We start from the raw sequence: 24558 nt of genomic DNA on the forward strand, positions 1-24558 counted from the left end.
TTTGTTTTTTGAAATTAACAATTTTGTGCATTTTATACAACATAAAAAATGAGTAGATTAAGTGTAAATTATACAACCAAAAATCATAAAATCAACAATCCAAAATCAGCAATTTTCAAATCATTAATCCAAAATTTACCGTTTAGAAATTTTATTACCAGTAATATGCCGTTGCCTAGAGCATCTAAAACCATTTACATCATCATTTCTGAGTTTGCGGTGTTTTGTTTTTCGGCCTTGTACGCGTTTGCGCCACATTCTGAAACTGGAGGCTTTCATTTCCAAACGCATAATTTTGATTACGTCGGCTTCTTTTACGCCAAATTGAAATTCTATAGCTCCAAAAGGAGTACGGTCTTCCCAAGCCATTTCAATAATACGGTCGATTTCTCGTTCAGTAAATTTTTCTTTGTAGTTATCCATCATTCAATAATTCTAAAAGTTAAATTTATTCGTTCGTTGATTTCTTTTTTGGTTTTAGGAATTTGATGTTGCCAAAATGCTTGTGTTTTGCCCAACATTAATAGCAAACTCCCATGACTTAAATTCAATTCGAATTTTTCTTTGTGATGGTCTTTCCTTCGCATTTTAAATTTCCGAGTTACCCCAAAGCTCACCGATGCAATCTGTGGAAATTTCCCCAATTCTTTTTCATCATCGGCATGCCAACCATTACTGTCTTTTCCGTTTCTGTATAAATTTAATAAACAAGTGGTAAATTCTAACTGACTCACTTTTTCAATTTTTTCTTTTATTTTTAGTAATTCTCCTTCAAATACATGTGGGTACATCGTGATGTTAGAGTACGAATACGGCTTATTATTTGTTGCATATAAAGCCGTTAGTCGAGGTTGGTCGTATATTTTTCCAAACACTTTAATTTGATCATGTTGCCAAGGAATGTTTTTTTCTAAGTATTTAAAAAATTTATTTGCTTCATTTGTTTCAAAAAAATTAGGATAAAAAACCAATTGCGCATCAGGTAAGTTATATACTTCTTTATTCATTTTATACCCAATAATATAGCGCCCACCAAATCAATGCAAATTGTAAAGGTATGCGTAAAATTAATATCCATTTTGGTATTCCTGCCGCTTCTTTTTTACCACGTAACATATTAAAGTGTACCAATAAAAAAACAAGCAACATCAATACAATTCCGATGATAGCCACATTTCTAACTTCTTTAAAAAACAAAGCAGCTCCTAAAATTATTTCTGCAATTCCACTTAAAAACACAAGTGTTTTATGTGACGGTAAAAATCTTGGCATTACCCGCAGATATGCTTTTGGCTTAATAAAATGCATTATACCAGCAAAAATATACATTATAGCCATGCTGTTTAAACCCCAATCTTCTGTCATAATGCTAAATTACTAATGTTATAATTGAAGTATGTTTTTTTGTAAAAACATTAACCTGAAAAATTAGTTTTAAATTTTCAATTCTAAATTCTAAATTTTGAATTGGGAGAGAGCTTTTGGCTAGTAGATATTAGCAATTCGAGCTTCCCTGATTAGAGTTTACCGTTTTTAAGATTTTTAAATTGAAATATTGTTATGTTTTTCAAATCTCTTTGTTTTTTTGCTCCTAGCTCTAAAGGGAGAAAACAAAACATTCTAACCAAATACCTTAATTTAAAAATAAAACATATCTATTTTTATGCTGAACTAAAATTTACCTCAAAGATGCGCACCCTTTAGGGATGGGAAATGCAGCACTAAGTTTGAGTATTCTTGCTAGCATATTTTCAAATTTTCAAATCATCAAATCAAGTCATTTTCAAATTGCTAAATTAGCCCATTCTTACATTTCCAAATTGCTATATTTTTAAATAGGCTTATTTTTAAATTTGCATATTTTCAAATCTACAAATTGACCCATTTTCAAATTGATATAGTACCTTTACAGCCATGAAATTTAAGCAAGAAATTAACCGAAGAAGAACCTTCGGAATTGTATCTCACCCTGATGCGGGTAAAACTACTTTAACTGAAAAACTACTGCTTTTTGGTGGAGCTATTAACGAAGCTGGTGCCGTAAAAAGCAATAAAATTAAAAAAGGAGCTACCAGTGACTTTATGGAAATTGAACGTCAACGTGGCATTTCGGTAGCTACTTCGGTCTTGGGTTTCGAATATAAAAACATCAAAATAAATATTCTCGACACACCTGGTCACAAAGATTTTGCAGAAGATACGTTTAGAACACTTACTGCGGTAGATAGCGTAATTGTTGTAATTGATGTTGCCAAAGGAGTCGAAGAACAAACCGAAAAGTTAGTAGAAGTTTGTAGAATGCGTAAAATACCAATGATCGTTTTTGTTAATAAATTAGATCGAGAAGGGAAAGATGCATTCGAATTGCTAGATGAAATTGAACAAAAATTACGTTTAAAAGTTACGCCATTAAGCTTTCCAATAGGAATGGGGTACGATTTTAAAGGAATTTATAATATTTGGGAAAGCAATGTAAACTTATTTACGGGCGACCCAAAAAAAGATATTGAAGAAACTGTAGAAATCAGCGATTTATCTACACCAGAATTAGACGATTTAATTGGAACAGATGCTGCCGAAAATCTTAGAGAAGAACTAGAACTCACTCAAGGCGTTTATCCTGATTTTAGCAAAGATGAATACGTAAATGGAAATTTACAACCTGTTTTTTTCGGCTCTGCTTTAAATAATTTTGGCGTACGCGAACTACTCGATTGCTTTGTAGAAATTGCTCCATCTCCACGAACCAAAGAAAGCGATATCCGATTGGTTAAACCTGACGAAGATAAATTTACAGGCTTTGTATTTAAGATTCACGCCAATATGGATCCCAAACACCGCGATCGACTTGCCTTTGTAAAAGTAGTCTCAGGAAAATTTGAACGCAATAAACCCTATTTGCACGTCCGCCACGGAAAAAATTTAAAATTCTCTAGCCCAAACGCTTTTTTTGCAGAAAAAAAACAAGTGGTAGACGAAATGTATCCCGGTGATATTGTGGGATTACACGATACTGGAAACTTCAAAATTGGCGATACACTCACCGAAGGTGAACAACTCAACTACCGCGGAATTCCCAATTTTTCGCCAGAGCATTTTAGGTACATTAACAATGCCGACCCGATGAAAAGCAAGCAATTGTACAAAGGTATAGAACAGCTAATGGACGAAGGTGTCGCGCAGTTGTTTACACTAGAGCTCAACGGAAGAAAAATTATTGGTACAGTTGGCGCCTTGCAATACGAAGTAATTCAGTATCGCCTCGAACACGAATATGGAGCCAAATGTTCTTACGAAAACATCAACGTGCACAAAGCCTGTTGGATAGAACCCAAAGACCCAAAAAGCCAAGAGTTTGCTGATTTTAAACGCGTAAAATCTAAATACCTGGCTACAGATAAGCAGGGTCAATTGGTATTTTTAGCAGATTCGTCTTTTTCCTTACAAATGACGCAACAGAAATATCCAAATATACATTTTCACTTTACATCAGAATTTTAATTTTTCTCGATTTTTTAGAAGCCAAGAACCTGCTTTCCGTTTCAATTCCGCAGTTTTCAGCAAGCAAAACATCAGCACAACAAGAGCTTCCTTTGGTCGCTTTGTTGCTTGTGTTTTTCTAACTTCAAACTTTACGGGATTTTCACTTCAATCAGGGCTAGGGCATTCTACTTTTAGTTCAAAAAAGAAGGGTGTTTACGATTTTAGATTGAATGAATTGAAAATGGGAAATACGAACAATACATAGATTTTACTAATGGAATAGTTAGTGCAAGGATTACAAAAATTCTCTTCTAATACAATCAAGACTAAATTTAAATCTTCAAATCTATTTTTTGAGTGAAGCTTAAATGTTTCAAGAAAAACACTAAGTTATTCGAAGTTTTTACTTCGCACTTGATTCGGATTAAAAAAGTGATCATCAACAACTGTAATTTCGTACTTGATGTGGAATCTTTTACTCGTTAGTTCGTCGTACGTCCCTAAAACATCAATCCAAATACCCCATTTTCTTCATCCAATCGTCGTTGTACATTTTGCCAACATATCGACTACCGTGATCGTGAAAAAGGACTACTACCACATCGTCTTTTTTAAAATGATCTTTTAATTGTAGCAAACCTTTTACTGCTGCTCCAGCAGAATTTCCTAAAAACATACCTTCTTCTTTAGCTAATTTTTGGGTATAGACTGCTGCATCTTTATCGGTTACTTTGGTAAAACCATCAATAATTTCAAAACGAACATTTAAAGGTAAAATGTCTTCGCCAATTCCTTCAGTAACATAGGGATAAATTTCTTTTTCATCAAATTCTCCTGTTTCGTGGTATTTTTTAAATACCGAACCATAGGTGTCAATTCCCCAAACTTTTACATTTGGATTTTTCATTTTTAAGTAGCTGCCCACTCCAGAAATGGTTCCGCCAGTTCCAACGCCAACAACAAAATGCGTAACTTTACCATCAGTCTGTTCCCAAATTTCGGGACCAGTAGTTTTAAAATGTGCTTTACAATTCGATGGATTGTCGTATTGGTTTACGTACCAAGAATTTGGAGTTTCTTCTGCTAAACGCTTTGATGTGGAGTAGTAAGACTGCGGATCATCTGGAGCTACATCGGTAGGGCAAACGTGTACTTTGCAACCAACGGCTTTTAAAATATCCATTTTTTCTTTACTTTGTTTATCGCTCAATACACAAATTACTTTGTAGCCTTTTACAATGGCAACCAATGCTAAACCCATTCCAGTATTTCCAGATGTACCTTCAATAATGGTTCCGCCAGGTTGTAATCTTCCATCAGCTTCCGCATCCTCAATCATTTGTAAAGCCATACGGTCTTTGGTTGAATTTCCTGGGTTGAACGTTTCGTATTTGGCTAGTACTAAAGCATCGATTTCTTCAACAATAGAATTCATTTTTACCAAAGGAGTATTTCCAATGGTTTCAATAATATTATTAGCGTATTTCATTCTTTTGCTTGCTATTTTTTAAATGCAAATGTAATAAAGCACTTTGTTAAGAACGAAAAAGATAAAGTTTATGTAGTTTTCTTTTTCTTAATGCTTAGGTAAAAAAAGAATATACTAATTAAAAATACAATTGCTCCACCCCAAACATAGCCTTTGCCATAATTGGTAATTACAGAATAATCAAGAATATATTTATAAAGAATTGAGCCCGAATATAATAATAAAATACAAGCGATAATGAAATAGAATATTTTCATGTAGAAAAAGTAGTGAAATACAAATGCTGGCTCACTTTTAAGTTAAAGAGCCAGCATTTAAATTAGTTTAAAAATTACTTAGTAACTTTTGTAGTTGTTGGGTTGTAAATACCAAAAGTTAAACTGTTAATTAACCCATCTACAAACGTATGCGTAATAGTTACTTGGTAGTTTTCAGCACCGCCTGCCATTTCAACTGGGTCAGATTGGCTAATGTTTGCTAAACCATAAATTAAATAATGATTTTTCTTTTTAACTTCAACACCAGTTTGTGAACCATTTCCTACGTTGTAGGTGTAAGTGTAGCAAGAAGTCATTACAAAAGCGAATGCTAAAAGCATGCAAATTTTAGTTACTTGTTTTTTCATGATAATAATTTAAATTTTTACTAAAATACTAAAAAGTTAAATTATAATAAATTTTTATTCAATTATTCTTTCAGTAAAATTTTTAGAGCAAACAAAAGAATAACAAAAGCTACAAATCCTAAGAGAATTTTTAAACTTCCTTTATACTGTTTTTTGTGTAATTTTTTATCGCCTTTGTAGCTAAAAATCATCAGGATTACAAAAGCAATCACAAAAAATCCAGCAAACCACCATTGTCCTTCAGAAAACATATATTTGATATTTCAAACAAAAGTAGTTTTAAAATGATAAATAAACCTTTAGATGCCGTTAAAAAATTTCATGAAACCTATGGTTTGGGTGTAAGTAAAGATCCAGTTGCTAGTCTTGGAAAGGCTAAAAACCTGCTCCGTTTTAATTTAATGAAAGAAGAAAACGAAGAGTATTTAGCTGCTGCAAATGCCAACGATCTTATAGAAGTTGCCGATGCACTTGGCGATATGCTTTATATTTTGTGCGGTACAATGCTTGAGCATGGAATGCAAAATAAAATTGAAGAAGTATTTGATGAAATACAAAGTAGCAACATGAGTAAACTTGGTGAAGATGGAAAACCAATTTACCGTGAAGATGGTAAAGTGTTAAAAGGCCCCAATTATTTTAAACCTAACATTGCGCAATTTTTTGAAAAGAAATAAAGCTTAAAAGAGACCGTTAATTTCAGCATCAATTTTATTGATAATGTTTCCTAAATCTTCTGGATTGGATACAAAATCCATATTGTCTACATCTATAATAAGCAAATTGCCTTTGTTGTAATCATGTATCCATGCTTCGTAGCGTTCGTTTAAACGGTTAAGATAATCTATAGAAATTGAATTTTCATAATCTCTACCGCGTTTCTGAATTTGGTTCACTAGATTAGGTACGGAGCTACGCAAATAAATTAATAAATCTGGAGCTTTGGTAACCGATTCCATTAAATCGAATAATGACTTATAATTGCTGTAATCTCGGTTGCTCATTAAGCTCATGGCATGTAAGTTAGGAGCAAAAATATAAGCATCTTCGTAAATGGTACGATCTTGAATTACATCTTTACCGCTCTCTCTAATGTCTAGAATTTGTCTGAAACGGCTGTTTAAAAAGTAGATTTGTAAATTAAAAGACCATCTCGACATATCGTTGTAAAAATCTTCTAAATATGGGTTTTCTAGTACGTCTTCATACTCAGGTTCCCAGTTGTAATGTTTGGCTAAAAACTTAGTTAATGTTGTTTTTCCAGCTCCTATATTACCAGCAATTGCTACGTGCATAAATTTTAATTATTAGGGGTAATTTGATAAATATGAATCATTTCTCCGTCGTAAAGATAAAGTTTTTCATCATTTAAGTGTACTTGATTGAACTCAATTTTGGGTAATTTTAAAGTGTTCAGTTTATTTTGTTTTTGATTAAAATAATAACTTTCTCCATCTTTGTTAATTAGTAAAATATTGTTTTTGTATACTTCTAAGACGTCAAACACTTTTTCGATTTTTTTAATTAAACTTCCATAGGTATTAAATTGATATAATCCTGATGTAGTTTGAAGCCAGCAAAAGTTAAAATTACTTTTTTGATGCAAAACTTCTTCAGCTATAGGAAGTGTTTGTAATTCTGTTTTTTGGCGTTGGTAATTAAAAATTTCAAGTTCTTGTAAGTCCGCATTAAAAATCCACAAACTCTGGTCGTTTGCTGTAGTACAAAAATCAACTAATTTATAATCTGCTAACCGATCAAACGAAATGCGTTTAAGCTCATTTAATCGGTTATCTAATATTAAAGTTGTATTTGCTTCTTTATAAAATAGTGTGATTTGAAGTGGGTTTAGTAAATCTACATAATAAATATCTCCAAGTTGTAAATCTTTAAATTCAACTAATTGTTCTCTGTTTTTTTTAAATAAAGTGTTCTGCTTAACGTAGTACATGTTATTAAACTTGTCTACACCTATAAATTGAGTAGCTTCAAGTGGAACGCTACTTATTTTTTGGACAATATAATCCTGTGCAAAATTTTTATTTACAACAAATAAGCTAATGAAAAGAAATATAAATTTTATCAAATTAATTTATTGGCCTCTAAAAAACACGATGGTACTTAGTGTTTTTAAGAATATGCGTAAATCTAAGAAAATATTTCTTCTTTTTATATAGTACAAATCATATTGAAGCTTCTCTAGGCTATCTTCTTCAGAAGATGCATACTTTGCATTAACCTGAGCCCATCCTGTTAGTCCAGGTTTTACAACATGTCTTATTTCATAAAAAGGAATTTTTTTTCTTAACTCTTCAACAAAAACAGGTCGTTCAGGGCGAGGTCCAATAAAACTCATTTCTCCTTTAAGGACATTGATAAATTGCGGTATTTCGTCTAATCTAGATTTTCGTAAAACTTTTCCAAATTGCGTAATTCTAGTATCGTTTTGTACAGCCCATTGTGCCCCTTTTTCTTCAGCATTGGTTACCATACTTCTTAACTTTACAATTTTAAATTTTTTCCCATTTTTTCCTACACGTTCTTGTTTATAAAATAATGGTCCTGGATTGCTAAATAAATTAATAACGAGAACAAATGGAATAACTATAATTAAAAATACTAAACCCAACAATGCAATAAGTACATCAGCTAACCGAGTAAAACTTAAATATAATTTATTTTGATTGCTTCTGCTAAAAGGGAAATAACAATAAAAATCGTTTTTTACATTTTCGACAGGAATTTTTCCAGTCAATTCTTCATAAACTTGGGTATAGGCTTTTATTGGATATCCTTTTTTAAGTAAAGGAATTAAATTTTGGTATAATTTTAAACCAACACCTTGTAAGGAATTGGTTACAACAATTTCGCTGATCTTTAAATCTTCAACTGCATTTTGTAGCTCATCAACATCATACCTATTGCATTTACTAATGCTAACATTATTTAGGTCTGAATCTACATAGCCTACAATTTCGTAATTGGGATCTTTTTTTTCTAAATCTAATATAATGGCATTAATATCGAAGTTTTCTCCAACAATTAATACCCTTTTGTAAAATCTTGGAGCTGTAATTAGCCCTACATAAGCAAAACGCCAAACACAAATAAAGCCTAATAGACTAAAAAAAAAATAAATAATTTGAAGTCGATTTGCTGGTAATTGTGGTGTGTATATGGGCGTCATTAAAAAGAAAACTACAACCAAAGAAGAAGTTATAGTAAGGCCCTTGAAAATTTTATAGCGCGATTCTGCTTTTTGCAGGTCGTACATTTCTAATATGGTGCCAAAAAGCAAGAAATAAAAGGCAATTACAATAAACCATATCACATAATTATCGTCGGTACTAAAGTAGCTTAAACCAATTACTTCTTTTGCAAAATAAATTGAAAAGCATGCCACTACTGCATCGATTATGCGCAATAATATTTTGCGTTCTGAAATTTCAAAATGGGTAGACTTCTTAGATTGCATAGTTAGTTAACAGAAACATCGCCGAAAAGGAAAATAATTTCAAGGATAAAAATACCAAATTTATTGACATGAGAAATTTTAAAGTTTGATTTTTTAAAATAATTGTTTGAAAGGGCAAAAATGCTGTACAAAGCATCAGTTAATACGTATGGTAAATAACTTTGTTTAACTAAATTTATTTTAATCTGTAGGTGCGACAAGGAATTTATCTGTGATTTTATGGAGTAAGAGCAAAGTGGATTTAAAATAATATTCTTTATCACTTCTAATGGCGTACTAATATGCTTTCTCTATATCTATTTCAAATTTCAAACTTTTTTCATCTCTAAAGCGCTTATAATTTTCAGCTAATTGATTAACGACAGTTTTAGGATTGGTTACACTTGCCACATGTGGTGTAATATGAATTGATTTGTGCTTCCAAAACCAATGGCTTTGTGGCAAAGGTTCTTCTTCAAAAACATCTAAAAATGCAGCACATATTTTTTCTTCTTTTAGTGCTCTTTTTAAATCATCTTCATTTAAATGTTCGCCACGCGCTATATTTATAAGGCAACTTTTGTTGGGTAATGCATTAAATAAATTTCGATTTAAAATGCCTCGAGTTGCTTTAGTTAAGGGTAATAAACAAACCAAAATTTCTGATGTGCTTAATAATTCATTGAGTTCATCCTTAGAAAAAGTTTTTACCTGAAGTATGTTTTTTTCTGAATTTGACCATCCGGCAACATTAAACCCTCTACTTACTAAAGTTTTTGCCACAGCGGACCCTAAAGTACCTAGACCTAAAATACCAACTTGAGTTTCACTAGGGTTTTTATATTTTTTTGCATTCCATTCTTCTTTGGTCTGGTTTCTTTGATAAGTTGCAGTATGCCTTAGGTGGTTTAGGCATTGCATAAGTACAAAGTCGCACATGTCTTTGGTAAGTTGTTGGTCTACAATTTTGGTAATTCGAATGTGCTGAGGTAAATTAGGATCGCTAAAAATATGATCTACACCAGCTCCAAAACTTGCTATTACCTGTAAATTTTTAAATTGGTTGAAAACTCCGTGTGGATGCTTCCATGAAATAGCAAACTCGACATCGTCTGGCTTTTCAACTTCATCTAATAGCTCTATTTTGGTGTTTGGAAGTTTGTTTTGTAGTAATTTTTTAAAATCGGTTAAGTCAGCTCTTTGGTGTATTAAAACTATACTCATTATAATTCATATTTTAAATCGAACGCAAATTTTATTAATTCTCCTTTTCCGTTTAAATTGAGTTTTCGCATCATATTTTTTCGATGTTTTTCTACTGTAGATATAGCAGAATAACGAATTTCAGCAATTTCTGCTGAAGACTTACCTTGTGCAATATGTTTTAAGATTTCTTGTTCGCTTTGGGTTAGTTTTCTTAATAAGGCGTGCGATTGTTTTTCTTCTTTTACTTCTCTTTTTGTATGGTTAGGTCTATAAAAATAATCGTTATGCGATACAAATTGAATAGCATCAATAATTTCGGTTAAGTGAGCATTTTTTAAAATATAGCCGTTTACACCAGCTTTCTTCATGTTTTCAAAGGGTTCATCTTGAGTAAACATTGTAAATGCAATAATTTTAATTTGAGGGTATTCTTGCTTAACACGACTGCACAACTCAATACCATCCATAACTGGCATTTTAATGTCTGTTAGTATTACATCTGGCTTCTTTAAGGGAATTTGATCTAAAATTTCCTTTCCGTTATTTCCTGTTAAAACCACTTCCATGTCGGGGAAATTGCTAAACATTAAGAGCATTCCATCTATTAAAGACTGGTGGTCGTCTGCAATGGCAATTCTTATCATAAAGGTAAATCTATTAGTACTGTGGTTCCTTTATTTGCGGTGCTTTCAATTTCTATTTCGCCGCTCAAATGCTTTACTCTTTTTTGAATACTTTCTATACCTAAGCCTTCATTAATATTGTCTTGTACATTAAAACCAACCCCGTTATCTTCAACAATAATACTAATCAAGTCTCCGTGATTTGTAATTGCTATGCTTAGTTTAGATGCCTTGGCATGTTTTATGGCGTTGGTAATTAATTCTTGTATAATTCTAAAGATCCCAATTTCTAGGGCATTTTTTAAGCGTTTGTCTAAATCAAAAATATTTAGTTCAATTATAAAACTCGGTGGGTTAGAAGATTTATCTACCAATTTATTTAAAGCCGGCACTAAGCCGTCTTTAGCTAAGACCCCCGCATTTTTTATGTGTGCTAAGTTTCTAATTTCTTGATAAGTTTCTGCGAGTAAATTATCGGTTTTTTCGAATAAATTTTCGTCGTAGGTTTTGTCTTTAAGCTGTTGTTTAATTTTGTTAAAGTGCATTTTAACACTGGTTAAACTCGAACCAATATTGTCATGCAAATCCGAAGCCAAGCGCTGTCTTTCTTTTTCTTGCCCTTCAAGCATGGCGTCAATCGATTTTAGTTCTTGCTCCTTAAGTAAGCTCTTGTTTTTTTGTTCTGCTAATTCTCGTTCTTTCGTTAATAGAACTTGTTTTCTTTTCGAATTGGCATAAATTAAATATCCCACAACAAGCAATGCTAAGAGAACAACACCAAAGAAGATTAATAATATTGTATTTCTTTGGTTTTCTTGAATTAAAATAGTGTTTTCCTTTTCTTTCTTTTCAGCTTCAAAGCGTGTAATATTTATAAATTGTTGTTTTTCATTAATCTCATTTCTGAGTTTTACATATTTTTTGGTGTAATATAAAGCTGAATCGGTTTTTCCAATTTCTTCATAATTGTTAGCTAATTCTTTGTAAATGTATTCGTTAACATTTAGATTTAATTCGGTATCTGGCTCTTTATCGGCTCTAAGTAAATATTGAATAGCAGTATTAAAGTCTTCTTGATAGGCATAAATATAAGATTGACTTAGCAATAGGGGTTTACCTTTGTATTTGTCTGAAACCTGACTGTATAACTCATAAGACTTTTCGTAGTGAAATTCTGCTTTATCGTAATCGCCAATATATTCGCCATAAATTATTCCGTAAAACGAATGCAGTTTAGCCAAATCCATTACGTCTTTGGTTTTGTTGGCTATAGCAAAGGCTTCATCAAATTTTTCAAAAAATCCAGCTTCATTACCTTTAAAATATTCATTAAATCCTAATTCAATTAAGGCTTGAATAGTCTGCCTTTTATTATCATTTTCTACTGCATTTTCATACATTTCTTGTAAAACGGCAGGTGCTTTTTCTTTAAAAGGCTCATTAGAATCGTAAATGAAGTAGATGTAGAGATTTATTTCATTATAAAAATCTTCTAAATTAAGCTTTTTTAGTTTTTTTTGTGCAATACTAAAGTTTTTCAGAGATAGGCCTCTTTCAACATTATTATCGTAAGTATGTGCTAAAAATTTGTAATAAAAAGCTTTTTGATAATCGTTGAGTTGTAAGGTATCTATTTCAAATAAAATTTTAAAAGATGTTGCTAAATCGTTTTTTTCGCAGGCCGTCATGGCAGTGAGCAACTTTTCGTCGTATCCGTCAAAATCTTCGGTTATTATTTTGTTTGCTTCTTCAAACTTTCGATAGTACAGTAAATCTAAAACCTGGTCATATTGCGCATACGATGTTTGAATAAGCATAATAAAGCTTAGGAAGTAGAGGTATTTCATGTTTTTAGTACTGATGTGTAAACAAAAATAAGAAAAAAAACACCTGGCTACTAATTCAATTTTTTTAAAAGATTTTATTAATCAAATTTCATGGCTTTTATGGGCGAAATTTTTGAGATTATTAAGGAAGGTATGATTAGCATTAAAACGCACAATACCATCGTTCCAACATTTACAGCTATAATGTAATATAGCTGAAGACTAATTGGCGCTTCAGTAACATAATATGTTTCAGGATTAAGCTGTATGGGCTTCAAATATTTTTGTATTAATAAAATGCCTAAACCAATTAAATTTCCCCAAAACAAACCCCGCAAAATAATATAGCCTGCATTGTATAAAAATATTTTCCTTATGTTCCAATCGGTAGCTCCTAAGGCTTTCAAAATACCAATCATTTGGGTTCGTTCTAAAATTAAGACTAGCAAAGCCGTAATCATATTAATTCCAGCAACTAAAATCATAATCCCAATAATTAAAGCAATGTTCATATCGAACATTGAAAGCCATTCAAAAATTGAAGGATATTGCTCGATTATGCTGGTGGCATTTAAAAAAGAATCAATTTCTTTATAAACTTGTCTAGAAGTTTGTTGGAGCTCATTAAAATTGGAAACAAATACTTCAAAATTGCCAATTTCATTTTCACTCCATTTATTGATACGCTGAATTTGGTCGATATCTGCAATTAAAAATTGATCGTCGAATTCCTTAAAACCCGAGTTGTAAATTCCTACTAAGTTAAAAGCGATTAATCGTGGTTTAGCTGAAGCATCTTCGTTTAAAAAATAGACTACTACCTGCTCATTTAACTCTAATTGAAGTTTATTGACCAAAGATTCGGATAGTAAAATTTCTGTGCTGTATTTAGTTTTTACATCTGGAAGTTTCCCTTGTATTAAATATTCTTCAAAATAATTCCAACGGTAGTCGTTACCAACTCCTTTTACTAAAACACCTTCAAAATCGGTTTCTGTTCGAATAATTCCGTATTTAGTAGCCACCGCCTGAGTGTGTTCAATATTCTCAATATTAGAGAACTGCGGATAAAAATCTTGGTTTTTTGGAATTGAATTTTGATTAATTTGCTGATTTTGGTTTGTGAAACCATGGATTTGAATATGCCCATTAAAAGCTGCAATTTTATCGCGAATTTTTTCTTGTAAACCCAAGCCTGTGCCAAAAGCAACTAGCATCATAATCACGCCCACCGAAATTGCCGCGGTTGTAATTTTTATTATTGGCGCAGATATACTACTTTTAAAATCTTTTTCGCTGATTAAACGGCGAGATACAAATAATTCAAATTTCAAATGAAGCTATTTTATCGTTGGTTCAAAAATACATTTTTATTTTTTCTATTGGCTTGCATTTCGTGCAATTCAGTTTCCCAAATTAAAAGTGAACATCTGCAACTCGGTATTGAGCAAACCCAAGCCTATTTACCATTGTTAAAAAACAAAAAAGTAGCTGTGGTAGGTAATCAAACTTCAATGATACCAGGCACATCTGGCCAATTTGTACATTTGGTAGATACCTTATTGAATTCAAATATTAAAGTTACCAAAGTATTTGCGCCAGAACATGGCTTTCGTGGCAAAGCTGATGCCGGAGAAACCATAAAAGATGGTATAGATGCCAAAACGGGCTTACCGATTATCTCCTTGTACGGGAGTAATAAAAAACCATCTGCTGAACAACTAAAAAACATAGATGTAGTCATTTTCGATATTCAAGATGTGGGCGCGCGTTTTTATACTTACATATCTACTTTGCATTACGTTATGGAAGCTTGTGCAGAACTAAATATTGAAGTTTTGGTGCTAGATCGTCCCAATCCTAATGGAAATTACATCGATGGACCTATTTTAGAAAAAGAATTTACCAGTTTTGTAGGTATGCATCCTGTTCCTGTAGTTCATGGTTTAACCATTGGTGAATATGCTAGAATGATGAATGGTGAAGGTTTTTTGAAAAACAAAATTCAAGTTAAACTTTGGGTGGTTAATTTGAAGCACTATAACAAAAATGAAACTTACAAATTGCCTATTAAACCATCTCCTAATTTACCCAATGCAAAAGCTATAAATTTGTATCCTAGTTTGTGTTTTTTTGAAGGAACCAATGTAAACGCAGGTCGAGGTACAAATTTACAGTTTCAAGTATTTGGTTCTCCTTATTTAAGTGCTGAAGTTTTTAATTTTGAATACACACCGCAATCAAATGAAGGATCAAAGTCGCCCAAGCATTTGGGGAAAGTCTGCTATGGTAAAAATCTTTCCAATTCTGAAAATTTGAACTATCTGCAGCTAGATTGGTTAATTGAAGCTTATCAAAATACAGAAAATAAAAATGAGTTTTTCAATAGTTTTTTTAATAAACTAGCGGGTAATGCAAGTTTACAAGAAGCCATAAAAGCTGGAAAATCTGCTGAAGAAATCAAAGCAAGTTGGCAGGATGATTTAGCTGATTATAATAAACGAATTAAGCCGTATTTGTTGTATGAGTAACTTTAAAAAATGAAAACTTGACCAATTTAAAATTTTTAATAACCAAATTATTTGACATTTTATTTATGTTTTAATTCGATTATTTGAAAAAAAAGTTATAATTCTAAGAAATTATTAAACTTAATATTATGAAAAACAGCAATACCGCAACACCGCAATTAACGGACTGTCTTCAATTATTATTGTGCTAATATGTTGTGTAATGAATACAACAAATCTATTTGCACAAAGCTCTAACCCTGTAATACATTACTATTATATTGAAGAAGCAAGCCGAGTTTGCTAAATCCTACTAAAATAATTGAAAATGCTAATGGTACTAAAACTTTAGAATTTAGAGATAATACTACACAAAGTTTTTTAAATCAATATAAAATCCACCTTTATAATCGAGAATTTGAGTGGTCTAGATTTACTTCCTTACACAAATATTATATAATTGGAATTGAAAGTGCTAATCAAGTAAATCCTTTACTATCAAATGCTAATATTGTATTGGCTGAATATATTGGTACCGATGAAGATATTGATAATCAAACATTAGGTACACCAAATGATTATTATGACCATGAGCATATATCAGAATATTGGCTACCAGATGGTACTTATGATACAATAAATGGTTTTGTAAGACCTGTACAACCTTTTAAAACTACTAATTTTAGGGCTTATGAACATTTAGAATTGATAAAAGCAAGGCGAGCTTGGAACATTACTACAGGTGTATATTACAATTATATTTTAAACGCAGAAAACAATAGCATAAGCATACCTACAAACCAATTACCAACAGGCACCTATATAGTCAATCTTATTGCCAATGGAAATATGTTGGATGCAAAGCAATTAATTATTAATTAAAAAATAGAAAACATGAAAACGATTATAAAAACAATACTATTATTTTTTTTCATTAATACAACTGCACAAGTTGCTCCTATACTTGACCATACTTGGACCATTGAAAAAAATGTTACTCAAGATGAAACTATCATGGCAGATTTAAATGCATTTGGAGAATATGATCAGTTTAACTTGTTAGAGTTTACTGTAGGAGAAAATCCATCATATTATGATTTTTGGTTTGCGTCTTGTATCAATTACACTTTTTTTGAAGAAAACGACCAATCTTTTTATAATCATTTAGGCTGTACATTATCTTCAGACAGCTCAAATATTGCAGAATATTACAACTATGTTTTTATACAAAGTTCAGAAGAAGTTACATTAGATAATGAGTTTGTACCAGATGCTTATGGTCCATTCAATTATGAATTCAGATACGAAAGTGATTTCATTTATTTAGACATCACTAATACTGAGGGCAGTGTAGCTACTTTTTGGGCAAGCACCTTAAGCAATAATGATATCGATAAAACTAAATTTTCAATTTATCCAAATCCAGTGGTTAATGAATTGCGTATCGTAAGTGATCTAGCAAAGATTGAGCAAATTATAATTTACAATCTAAACGGTAAGCAAATCTTGAAAGTCGATTTTCAAGAAAATCAGCCCATTGATGTAAGTAGTTTAGCTAAAGGCATGTACTTGGTAAAATTACAAACAGAAAATGGCAGTTTGACAAAGAAAATGATTAAAGAATAATAAGTCACATCCTTAAGAAAATTTAAAACCTGCAAGGGCTCTAAGACCTTGCAGGTTTTTTATGAATTCATTTTTTTAAATCACTTCAAACTTCAATCAAATTTCCATTCAATTCAACTTGATACTTAATCTCTACGGTTTGGTCTAACATTTTAGAAACTGAGCAATATTTTTCAAATGAAAGTTGGGCAGCTCGCAAGGCTTTTTTAGCGGGAATTTCTCCTTTTAGTTTTACCAATAAATCAATTACAGTAAACACTTTGGGTTCTGTTTCTTTACGAGTACCTAAAGTTTCAACTTGTAAATCTTCAATTACTAAATTCTGCTTCTTCAAAATATGCACAATATCAATACTACTACAACCTGAAATAGCCATTAAAACCAATTCCATAGGACTCGCCGATGATGGGTTTTCCATACTCGAATTGCAAAGTTCTACTTGGTGTCCTAAATGGTTTTCAGCCACATATTCAAAGTCGCTATTTTGTTTTTTTTGAAGTTTAATTTGCATAATAATGTATTTGAAGCAAAAATAGGAATAAGCAATTCTTCAAATTGAATCATCCTAATAAAAATTAGTTAAGAATGATTTGAAACATTGTAATTTATTAAATTTGCACTGAGGAAAAATTTGACTGATTGCGACCTCTAAAAAATGCTAAAACAGAACTTTTCTTTTTTCGTTTGAAGTCGCGCAGATTTATTTTTCATTTTAGTTCAATTTAAAATTCAAACGAATGCCTTATTTATTTACATCAGAAAGTGTTTCTGAAGGACATCCCGATAAAATTGCAGATCAGATTAGTGATGCTTTACTCGATTATTTTTTAGCTTTTGATGAAGAATCAAAAGTTGCTTGTGAAACTTTAGTAACTACCGGTCAAGTGGTTTTAGCCGGTGAAGTAAAAAGTAAAACCTATTTAGATGTACAGCAAATTGCTAGAGATGTAATCAATAAGATTGGTTACACAAAAGGCGAATATCAATTTAGTGGAGATTCTTGTGGCGTAATTTCTTTAATACATGAACAATCTCCAGATATTAATCAAGGTGTAGACAAAGTTTCTAAAGAAGAGCAAGGTGCTGGAGATCAGGGTATGATGTTCGGTTATGCAACCAATGAAACTGATAATTATATGCCGCTAGCCCTAGATATTTCGCATAAATTATTGGAAGAGCTCGCTGCACTAAGAAGAGAAGCTAAAGAGATTTCTTATTTGCGACCTGATGCAAAAGCTCAAGTTACCATTGAGTATGATGATGATAATCGCCCTATAAGAATTGATACCATTGTAGTTTCTACGCAACATGATGCTTTTAATGCAAACGACGAAAAGATGCTTGCCCAAATTAAAAAAGATATCGTTGAAATTCTAATTCCTAAGGTAAAAGCTAAATACTCCACAGAAATTCAATCGCTTTTTAATGATAATATTACCTATCACATCAATCCAACAGGAAAGTTTGTTATTGGAGGTCCACATGGCGATGCCGGACTAACTGGAAGAAAAATAATCGTAGATACCTATGGTGGAAAAGGCGCACACGGTGGAGGTGCATTTTCTGGAAAAGACCCGAGTAAAGTAGACCGTTCTGCAGCTTATGCCGCAAGACATATTGCTAAAAATATGGTGGCGGCTGGTTTAGCAGACGAGATTTTAGTCCAAATTTCCTATGCTATTGGTATAAAAGAACCAACTTCTGTTTACGTAAATACGTATAATACTTCAAAGATGAATTTGAGTGATGGAGAGATTGCTAAAAAATTACTGTCCATCTTCGATTTAACACCAGCAGGAATCGAAAAAACCTTGAAGCTAAGAAACCCCATTTATTTAGAAACAGCGGCTTATGGGCATATGGGTAAATCGCCAATAACAGTAACTAAAAATTATTCTTCTAATTATTCAGGAGAAGTTACCAAAGAAGTCGAGCTATTTACTTGGGAAAAATTAGATTATGTAGAGCGACTTCAAAAGGAGTTTAAAATTTAAATTTATTTACCAAATAAAAAAGCGACCTGAACAGGTCGCTTTTTTATATTTTAAAAATTTTGTTGAGTTGGGCAGCTAAATGAATACCAGCCTTATGTAATTGTTGTCTTAAAACAGGAAACCATTTATAGGTATAGGCATAGCTTAAATTTTCGTTAGGTAGAGCAGAAGCATAGACTTGGTTAGTAAGCTTATGCGTTTCTGCCAACCATTCCAACAAGGTTTTTTCTTTAAATTGGTTTACTTCAATTTCCCTAAAGGGAAATTTATTAGTAGCCAATTCTGTATAACTCATGTTATAACTTTCAATAAGTTGTGTATCCCATAGTTTATGAATGTTAGTATGTTCTCCAAACCAAAAAACATCAAAATCATTCCCGCCCCTGTCTTCTTTTAAACCAACATGAAAGGGCTGATGCAAGTCGCCGATTAAATGAATCAGTATTTTTAGATGAAATTGCTTTGTGTTTTTTGCTGAGGTTTCATCTTTTAAAATAGCAATACTCTTTTGAATTCCAATGATTAGGTCTCCATCTTCATTTTTTTCAGCTTCATTATAATTACTATTAAGTGGTATATTTACATAATGCCAAACTTTGTAAGCATCATATTTTTTATCACTTTTTATCTCATCGGCAAAAGTTGAAGCTGTAGCTAAACTTTCACCATCTAATAAGTCTAAAATTTTTTGTTTTACATCTTCATCAAGATATTGAAAAGCAATTTCAGCTACTGCTCGATGGCCATTTTGTCCCCAATCATCTTCTGCAAAACAGAAAAAGGGAGTTAGGCAAAAACTTAGAACAATTAATAAGGTATTTTTCATGTTTTTTTGTCAAAAATATGAATTCACTTTAGTTAAATCCGTTTACTTTTGAAAGCTTAATGTTTTTTTTAAATTAAGTTTAAATTCTAATAGATGAACTCCTACAAATTAATTTGCAGCGATATTGATGGAACACTCTTAAACACTGAAAGAGAAGTATCGAGTTATACCATAGAAATCGTCAAACAGATACTAAAACAGTTTCCTTTTGTACTCATCTCTGCTCGAATGCCTAGTGCAATGCGTCATATTCAACAAGACTTAGGTATTAAAGATGCTCCGATGGTTTGTTATAATGGTGGTTTAATTTTGCATGGGAATCAAATTTTAGGAAGCACAGTTATTTCTTTAGAAATTTCGAGAAAAGTGGCTCAAATTGTATTAAATGAAGATTTACACTTTGGAATGTATCATCAAGACGAATGGTATGTTTCACAACAAGATGAATGGGCGGAGAGAGAAGAAAACAATACCAAGGTAACACCAATTGTTTTATCTCCAAATAAAGTTTTAGCTAAATGGGAACATGAAAATAAAGCAGCACACAAACTTATGTGTATGGGTAATGAAGAAAAAGTAGGTAAGGTATTTTCTATTTTAAGTGAAGTATTTTCAGAAAGTTTACACTTGTATCGTTCAAAACCCACATATATAGAAATTGCACCGAAAGCAATTTCAAAACTTACGGGGATTGCTACAATTGCAGAGCAAGTTTACCAATTTAAATTAGATGAAATAATAGCCTATGGCGATAATTATAACGATGTTGAATTATTAGATGGAGTAGGTCTTGGTGTTGCAGTAGCTAATGCAGTTGAGCCTGTAAAAATAATAGCAAATCAACACACTTTTGGCAGTAAAGAAGACGGAGTAGCAAAACACTTAGCACAGCTTTTTCAACTTTAGCCTAACCACGTCTAGCAATTTTATATTTTTACACAAATTTTAATCATGGATAAAACCTTGCGTATTGTAGAAGACACAACTCCTTATATTACAAATGATGCGGTTGTTTTAGGAATTTTAATGCTGTCCTTGGGTTTAATTTTTTATACATCTTCCTTAAAAACCGGATTTTGGAAAAAGTTTTATGGCATTGTACCTGCCTTATTGTTATGCTATTTAATCCCAGCTATTTTTAATTCTTTAGATATTATTTCAGCCGAATGGAAAATTGTTTACGACAATAAAGAAGAAGTTCATTTTAAATCGCAGTTGTACCCCATAGCCAGTCGATACTTTTTGCCTGCAGCTTTAGTTTTATTAACCTTAACTATAGATTTAAAAGCTATTGTAAATTTAGGTTACAAAGCCTTAATCATGTTTTTTACAGGAACTATTGGAATATTAATCGGCGGACCAATTGCTATTTTAATAATTTCTATTTTTTCACCTGAAACCGTTGGTGGAGCAGGACCAGACGCTGTTTGGCGTGGCTTAGCTACTATTGCAGGAAGCTGGATTGGTGGTGGTGCAAACCAAGCAGCCATGCTCGAAATTTTTGAATATAACCGCGACAAATATGGCGGTATGGTTTTAGTAGATATTTTAGTTGCTAATCTTTGGATGGCTGTTATTTTGCTAGGCATTGGTCAACGCAAACGCATCGATAAATGGTTAAAAGCTGATAATACAGCCATTGAAGAATTAAAAGAAAAAGTATCGAATTATTCGGCTAGTGTTACCCGCAATCCAAGCTTAGCAGATTATATGATTATTCTAAGTTTTGCTTTTGTAGCAGTAGGAATATCGCATTGGCTTGCTATAGAAATCTCAGACTTTTTAATTTTTAATTTTACTGTATTTGCGGATAAAACTTCAGCTCTGCACTCCTTTGCTTCAACCTTCTTTTGGTTGGTTAGTATTGCAACATTTTTAGGAGTTATATTATCTTTTACAAAAGCCAAATCTTACGAAGGAGCAGGAGCAACTAAAATAGGAAGTATTTTTATTTACTTTTTAGTAGCTACCATTGGTATGCACATGGATTTATCTACCGTTTTTGAAAACCCAGGTTTACTAGCTATAGGTATGGTTTGGATGACCATACATGCTGGCTTGTTAATTGGTGTTGCAAAACTAATAAAAGCGCCTTATTTTTTCTTAGCTGTAGGAAGTCAAGCTAATGTTGGTGGTGCTGCGTCTGCACCAGTAGTTGCTTCAGCTTTTCACCCATCCTTAACCAGTGTAGGTGTTTTATTAGCCGTTTTTGGTTATGTAGTAGGAACTTATGCAGCTTTAGGTTGCGCAATATTAATGGAATATGCATCAAATTTATAAACACATATGAACAAATTAATTTTAGGAATCTCGATTATTGCTTTAAGTTTATTTTCCTGTGAGCAAAGCCCAAAACCAAATCTTTTTGTAAAAGGTAAAATAGAAGGTGTTAGGAAGGCCACAATTTATTTACAAAAAATGCAAGATACATTACTTGTAGATTTAGATTCTGTTGCTTTATTAGGAAATGAAAACTTTGAGTTAGAAACCTATGTTGAAGAACCACAGCTTATGTTTTTGTATTTAAAACAATTTGGAAGTGAAGAAGATGCTGAGTATTTTGATTTTTTTGCTGAAGCTGGAGAATTTCAATTTAAGCTTAATGCTGAAGGTTTTAATCAAGCAATTGCAGAAAAGGCACCCGAAAACCAGTTGAAATACCAAACTTACTTAGCTACTTTAAAAAGGTTTAATGATCAAAATTTAGATTTAATATCCGAACGTATACAAACTAACGAAAATGATACTTTGGCAATGCGTACTTTAAATGAAAAATATGCTAGTTTATTGCGTAGAAAATATTTGTATACCATTAATTATGCAATGAAAAATAATGCGCACGAAATAGCTCCTTTTTTGATGCTATCTGAAGCTTACGATGCCAATAAAAAGTTTTTAGATACAGTTTTTAATTCTCTTACGCCAAAAGTACGTAATTCAAAATATGGTAAAGAATTGGAAAATTTAATTGAATTGAGAGCTCAAGAAGCTAAACAGCAAAATATTGAAGTAAAAACTATTGATGAAGAAATGGATTCTTAATTGAAGAAAATATTTATTAACAAAAAACCCGCTCAATTTTTGAGCGGGTTTTTAATTACAATTTGTTTAATCGGTCTACAAACTCTTCGAGTTTATTGTCAATTTTTTGGTTAACACCTTTTAAGTGTTTTTTTCGATTTTCTGTTTTTTTATTGATTTCTGAAATCATTTCGTCAAAAAAAGCGATACTTTCATCTACTAATTCATCTGCTTTTTTATTGTTTTTTTCATCTCCAACAATTTGTTGAAGCATACTTCCTTCAATAATTTCGCCAATTGCATTATTTAAGTCTTGCTTTAAGTTTTTTATACTTGCCATATCTATTTTTTAATATACTGCAAAGTTAAGCATAAAAAGCTTAGTAATGTTTAGCCTAAGTCTTTCACTTTTTGAAGTGCTTTTTTCATGTGGCGGGAGGCATCTAGGTTGTTAAACTTCATTTGTACTACGCCTTTTGCATCGATAACCAATGTTTCTCTGCCAGGAATTAAACCTAAAAGACTCTTTTTTACGCCTAGTTTTTTTCTAATTTTTCCGCTAGCATCGCTAAGTAAGACGAAGGGTAATTGATATTTTTTTGCAAATTTTTGATGCGATTGTTCTGAGTCACCACTTATGCCAATAACTTCTGCACCAGCATCTTGAAAATCTTGATAGCTATCTCTAAAATTACAAGCTTCTTTGGTACAACCTGGGGTAAAATCTTTTGGGTAGAAATAAATAACTGCAGGTTTTTTACCAATTACTGTAGAAGAGTCAAATTCTTCTCCTTTTTGATTTTTTGCCTTAAAATTTGGCATGATGTCTCCGATTTCTAGTGCCATATTAATTTCCTTTATAGGTTACAAAATTTCTAGGGGTTTCGTATAAAGTTATTTCTAATTTCTTATTGGTGTCAATTTCTTCTCTTATTTTATTCCAAATAACAACAGCAATATTTTCTGCAGTTGGATTTAAATTTTCAAATTCAGGTACTTGTTCGTTTAGATTTTTATGGTCAAAAGCATCTTCAATTTTACTTTTAATAATGTCTTTTAAGATTTTCATATCCATTACGTAGCCTGTTTCTGGATCTATTTCTCCAGTAACACTTACAATTAATTCGTAGTTATGGCCATGGTATGATGGGTTGTTACATTTCCCGAATACGTCTTCATTTTTTTCGAAACTCCAATCTTTTCTATATAATCTGTGTGCTGCATTAAAATGAGCTTTACGATGTACACTTACTTCCATAGTTTTATTTTTTGCTTAGCATGTTTTCGTAGTGTTTTTCAAAAATTATTTTAAACCATGCAGTGTATAAGTTAGGATTTTCTTTAATGTCTTTTTTAACGTCTTCTAAGCTTATCCATTTCCAGTTGGCTACTTCATCTGGATTTGGATTTGGATCATCATTGTATTTTCCAACTAATATGTAGTCGTACTCATGTTCGGTTAATCCATTTTCGAAAGGTGCTTCATATATAAAAGAAATGGTTTCTTGCAGATTGGTTGTAAAGCCCATTTCTTCTTGTAATCTTCGTTTTCCAGCTTCTATGTTAGTCTCGCCAAGTCTTTGATGGCTGCAACATGTATTCGTCCATAAGCCTGGTGTGTGATATTTGCTTAATGCTCGTTGTTGCAGCATTAATTCGTTTTTATCATTATATATAAATACTGAAAAAGCGCGGTGTAGTTTTGCTTTTTCGTGGGCTTCCATCTTAGGCATTAAACCCAAAACTTCGTCTTTTCTATTCACTAAAATTACTTTTTCTTCTTGTTCTCTGGGCATTCTAATAGTTTTCTCACAAAGAAAAAACTACTTACTTACACTGAACTCCATTTATGAATAATTTATCAATTTCTTATAA

28 protein-coding genes are annotated in these 24558 nt (G+C 31.9%); 9 read left to right on the top strand and 19 right to left on the bottom strand.

Annotated features, from left to right (window positions below):
* Positions 1-135: 135 nt before the first annotated feature.
* From IEV63_RS02335 to IEV63_RS02345, 3 genes are read right to left on the bottom strand one after another with little or no spacing between them, the layout of a single operon-like run.
* Positions 136-423, bottom strand: a complete 288-nt coding sequence (locus IEV63_RS02335; RefSeq protein WP_188405195.1) for a TIGR03643 family protein — start codon at positions 421-423, stop codon at positions 136-138.
* Positions 423-1007 carry an alpha-ketoglutarate-dependent dioxygenase AlkB family protein gene (locus IEV63_RS02340; RefSeq protein ID WP_188405143.1) on the bottom strand — a complete coding sequence of 195 codons (585 nt, stop codon included), beginning with the start codon at positions 1005-1007 and terminating at the stop codon, positions 423-425. The genes IEV63_RS02335 and IEV63_RS02340 overlap by 1 nt, the downstream gene beginning before the upstream one ends.
* A gap of 1 nt (position 1008) precedes the next feature.
* Positions 1009-1365: a DoxX family protein gene (locus IEV63_RS02345; RefSeq protein ID WP_188405144.1), complete on the bottom strand. Its 357-nt coding sequence runs from the start codon at positions 1363-1365 to the stop codon at positions 1009-1011.
* A gap of 549 nt (positions 1366-1914) precedes the next feature.
* Here IEV63_RS02345 and IEV63_RS02350 point away from each other — a divergent pair.
* Entirely contained in the window at positions 1915-3501 is a 1587-nt protein-coding gene (locus IEV63_RS02350; RefSeq protein ID WP_188405145.1) for a peptide chain release factor 3, read from the top strand.
* 490 nt (positions 3502-3991) lie between these two features.
* Here the strand turns inward: IEV63_RS02350 and IEV63_RS02355 are convergent, their stop codons facing one another.
* From IEV63_RS02355 to IEV63_RS02365, 3 genes are all read right to left on the bottom strand, one after another.
* Entirely contained in the window at positions 3992-4972 is a 981-nt protein-coding gene (locus IEV63_RS02355) for a PLP-dependent cysteine synthase family protein (protein WP_188405146.1), read from the bottom strand.
* Positions 4973-5303: 331 nt separating this feature from the next.
* Positions 5304-5597 (bottom strand): Bor family protein, encoded by a 294-nt coding sequence (locus IEV63_RS02360; RefSeq protein WP_188405147.1) that lies wholly within the window; start codon positions 5595-5597, stop codon positions 5304-5306.
* Between the two features lie 62 nt (positions 5598-5659).
* Entirely contained in the window at positions 5660-5848 is a 189-nt protein-coding gene (locus IEV63_RS02365; protein WP_188405148.1) for a hypothetical protein, read from the bottom strand.
* A 36-nt stretch (positions 5849-5884) separates the two neighbouring features.
* On the opposite strand from IEV63_RS02365, the gene IEV63_RS02370 reads away from it, so the two are divergent.
* A complete protein-coding gene (locus tag IEV63_RS02370) occupies positions 5885-6274 on the top strand; it encodes a pyrophosphohydrolase domain-containing protein (RefSeq protein ID WP_188405196.1) in 390 nt (129 codons plus the stop codon).
* Between the two features lie 3 nt (positions 6275-6277).
* Here IEV63_RS02370 and IEV63_RS02375 read toward each other — a convergent pair whose 3' ends face one another.
* The 7 genes from IEV63_RS02375 to IEV63_RS02405 form a co-directional block, all read right to left on the bottom strand.
* Positions 6278-6892, bottom strand: coding sequence for a deoxynucleoside kinase (locus tag IEV63_RS02375; RefSeq protein WP_188405149.1), 615 nt, complete (start codon positions 6890-6892; stop codon positions 6278-6280).
* 5 nt (positions 6893-6897) lie between these two features.
* Positions 6898-7683, bottom strand: coding sequence for a hypothetical protein (locus IEV63_RS02380; RefSeq protein ID WP_188405150.1), 786 nt, complete (start codon positions 7681-7683; stop codon positions 6898-6900).
* 6 nt (positions 7684-7689) lie between these two features.
* Complete coding sequence (locus IEV63_RS02385) at positions 7690-9072, bottom strand: sugar transferase (protein ID WP_188405151.1); 1383 nt, start codon at positions 9070-9072, stop codon at positions 7690-7692.
* 276 nt (positions 9073-9348) lie between these two features.
* Complete coding sequence (locus tag IEV63_RS02390) at positions 9349-10275, bottom strand: 2-hydroxyacid dehydrogenase (protein WP_188405152.1); 927 nt, start codon at positions 10273-10275, stop codon at positions 9349-9351.
* Positions 10275-10901, bottom strand: a complete 627-nt coding sequence (locus IEV63_RS02395) for a response regulator (RefSeq protein ID WP_188405153.1) — start codon at positions 10899-10901, stop codon at positions 10275-10277. The genes IEV63_RS02390 and IEV63_RS02395 overlap by 1 nt, the downstream gene beginning before the upstream one ends.
* Positions 10898-12727, bottom strand: a complete 1830-nt coding sequence (locus IEV63_RS02400; protein WP_188405154.1) for a tetratricopeptide repeat-containing sensor histidine kinase — start codon at positions 12725-12727, stop codon at positions 10898-10900. The genes IEV63_RS02395 and IEV63_RS02400 overlap by 4 nt, the downstream gene beginning before the upstream one ends.
* Positions 12728-12804: 77 nt before the next feature.
* On the bottom strand, positions 12805-14040 hold the full coding sequence (locus IEV63_RS02405) for an ABC transporter permease (RefSeq protein ID WP_188405155.1): 1236 nt from the start codon (positions 14038-14040) through the stop codon (positions 12805-12807).
* Between IEV63_RS02405 and IEV63_RS02410 the strand changes: the two genes are divergently transcribed.
* From IEV63_RS02410 to IEV63_RS02420, 3 genes are all read left to right on the top strand, one after another.
* A complete protein-coding gene (locus IEV63_RS02410) occupies positions 14041-15237 on the top strand; it encodes an exo-beta-N-acetylmuramidase NamZ family protein (RefSeq protein WP_188405156.1) in 1197 nt (398 codons plus the stop codon).
* A 279-nt stretch (positions 15238-15516) separates the two neighbouring features.
* Positions 15517-16098 carry a hypothetical protein gene (locus IEV63_RS02415; protein ID WP_188405157.1) on the top strand — a complete coding sequence of 194 codons (582 nt, stop codon included), beginning with the start codon at positions 15517-15519 and terminating at the stop codon, positions 16096-16098.
* A gap of 12 nt (positions 16099-16110) precedes the next feature.
* Positions 16111-16842: a T9SS type A sorting domain-containing protein gene (locus IEV63_RS02420; protein ID WP_188405158.1), complete on the top strand. Its 732-nt coding sequence runs from the start codon at positions 16111-16113 to the stop codon at positions 16840-16842.
* Positions 16843-16927: 85 nt separating this feature from the next.
* Here IEV63_RS02420 and IEV63_RS02425 read toward each other — a convergent pair whose 3' ends face one another.
* Positions 16928-17353, bottom strand: coding sequence for an OsmC family protein (locus tag IEV63_RS02425; protein ID WP_188405159.1), 426 nt, complete (start codon positions 17351-17353; stop codon positions 16928-16930).
* A gap of 226 nt (positions 17354-17579) precedes the next feature.
* On the opposite strand from IEV63_RS02425, the gene metK reads away from it, so the two are divergent.
* Complete coding sequence (metK, locus tag IEV63_RS02430; RefSeq protein ID WP_188405160.1) at positions 17580-18836, top strand: methionine adenosyltransferase; 1257 nt, start codon at positions 17580-17582, stop codon at positions 18834-18836.
* A 43-nt stretch (positions 18837-18879) separates the two neighbouring features.
* On the opposite strand, the gene IEV63_RS02435 is transcribed toward metK, so the two are convergent.
* On the bottom strand, positions 18880-19662 hold the full coding sequence (locus IEV63_RS02435; RefSeq protein ID WP_188405161.1) for a S1/P1 nuclease: 783 nt from the start codon (positions 19660-19662) through the stop codon (positions 18880-18882).
* 93 nt (positions 19663-19755) lie between these two features.
* Here IEV63_RS02435 and IEV63_RS02440 point away from each other — a divergent pair, with 93 nt between their 5' ends.
* Genes IEV63_RS02440 through IEV63_RS02450 form a run of 3 tightly spaced genes read left to right on the top strand, consistent with a single transcriptional unit; the run spans position 19756 to position 22704 of the window.
* A complete protein-coding gene (locus IEV63_RS02440; protein WP_188405162.1) occupies positions 19756-20568 on the top strand; it encodes a Cof-type HAD-IIB family hydrolase in 813 nt (270 codons plus the stop codon).
* A 45-nt stretch (positions 20569-20613) separates the two neighbouring features.
* The gene (locus IEV63_RS02445) at positions 20614-21942 is read left to right on the top strand and encodes a DUF819 family protein (protein WP_188405163.1); all 1329 of its coding nucleotides are present in this window, start codon (positions 20614-20616) and stop codon (positions 21940-21942) included.
* 6 nt (positions 21943-21948) lie between these two features.
* Positions 21949-22704: a DUF4369 domain-containing protein gene (locus tag IEV63_RS02450; RefSeq protein WP_188405164.1), complete on the top strand. Its 756-nt coding sequence runs from the start codon at positions 21949-21951 to the stop codon at positions 22702-22704.
* Positions 22705-22759: 55 nt separating this feature from the next.
* Here IEV63_RS02450 and IEV63_RS02455 read toward each other — a convergent pair whose 3' ends face one another.
* The 4 genes from IEV63_RS02455 to idi are packed head-to-tail and all read right to left on the bottom strand — an operon-like array spanning position 22760 to position 24479.
* Positions 22760-23023 carry a hypothetical protein gene (locus IEV63_RS02455; RefSeq protein ID WP_188405165.1) on the bottom strand — a complete coding sequence of 88 codons (264 nt, stop codon included), beginning with the start codon at positions 23021-23023 and terminating at the stop codon, positions 22760-22762.
* A gap of 50 nt (positions 23024-23073) precedes the next feature.
* On the bottom strand, positions 23074-23529 hold the full coding sequence (locus IEV63_RS02460; RefSeq protein ID WP_188405166.1) for a peroxiredoxin: 456 nt from the start codon (positions 23527-23529) through the stop codon (positions 23074-23076).
* Between the two features lies 1 nt (position 23530).
* The gene (locus IEV63_RS02465; RefSeq protein WP_188405167.1) at positions 23531-23941 is read right to left on the bottom strand and encodes a 6-pyruvoyl trahydropterin synthase family protein; all 411 of its coding nucleotides are present in this window, start codon (positions 23939-23941) and stop codon (positions 23531-23533) included.
* A gap of 4 nt (positions 23942-23945) precedes the next feature.
* Positions 23946-24479 carry an isopentenyl-diphosphate Delta-isomerase gene (gene idi / locus IEV63_RS02470; RefSeq protein ID WP_188405168.1) on the bottom strand — a complete coding sequence of 178 codons (534 nt, stop codon included), beginning with the start codon at positions 24477-24479 and terminating at the stop codon, positions 23946-23948.
* Positions 24480-24558: the final 79 nt, after the last annotated feature.

Source organism: Psychroflexus salis (genome assembly GCF_014640175.1).
Taxonomy (GTDB): domain Bacteria; phylum Bacteroidota; class Bacteroidia; order Flavobacteriales; family Flavobacteriaceae; genus Psychroflexus; species Psychroflexus salis.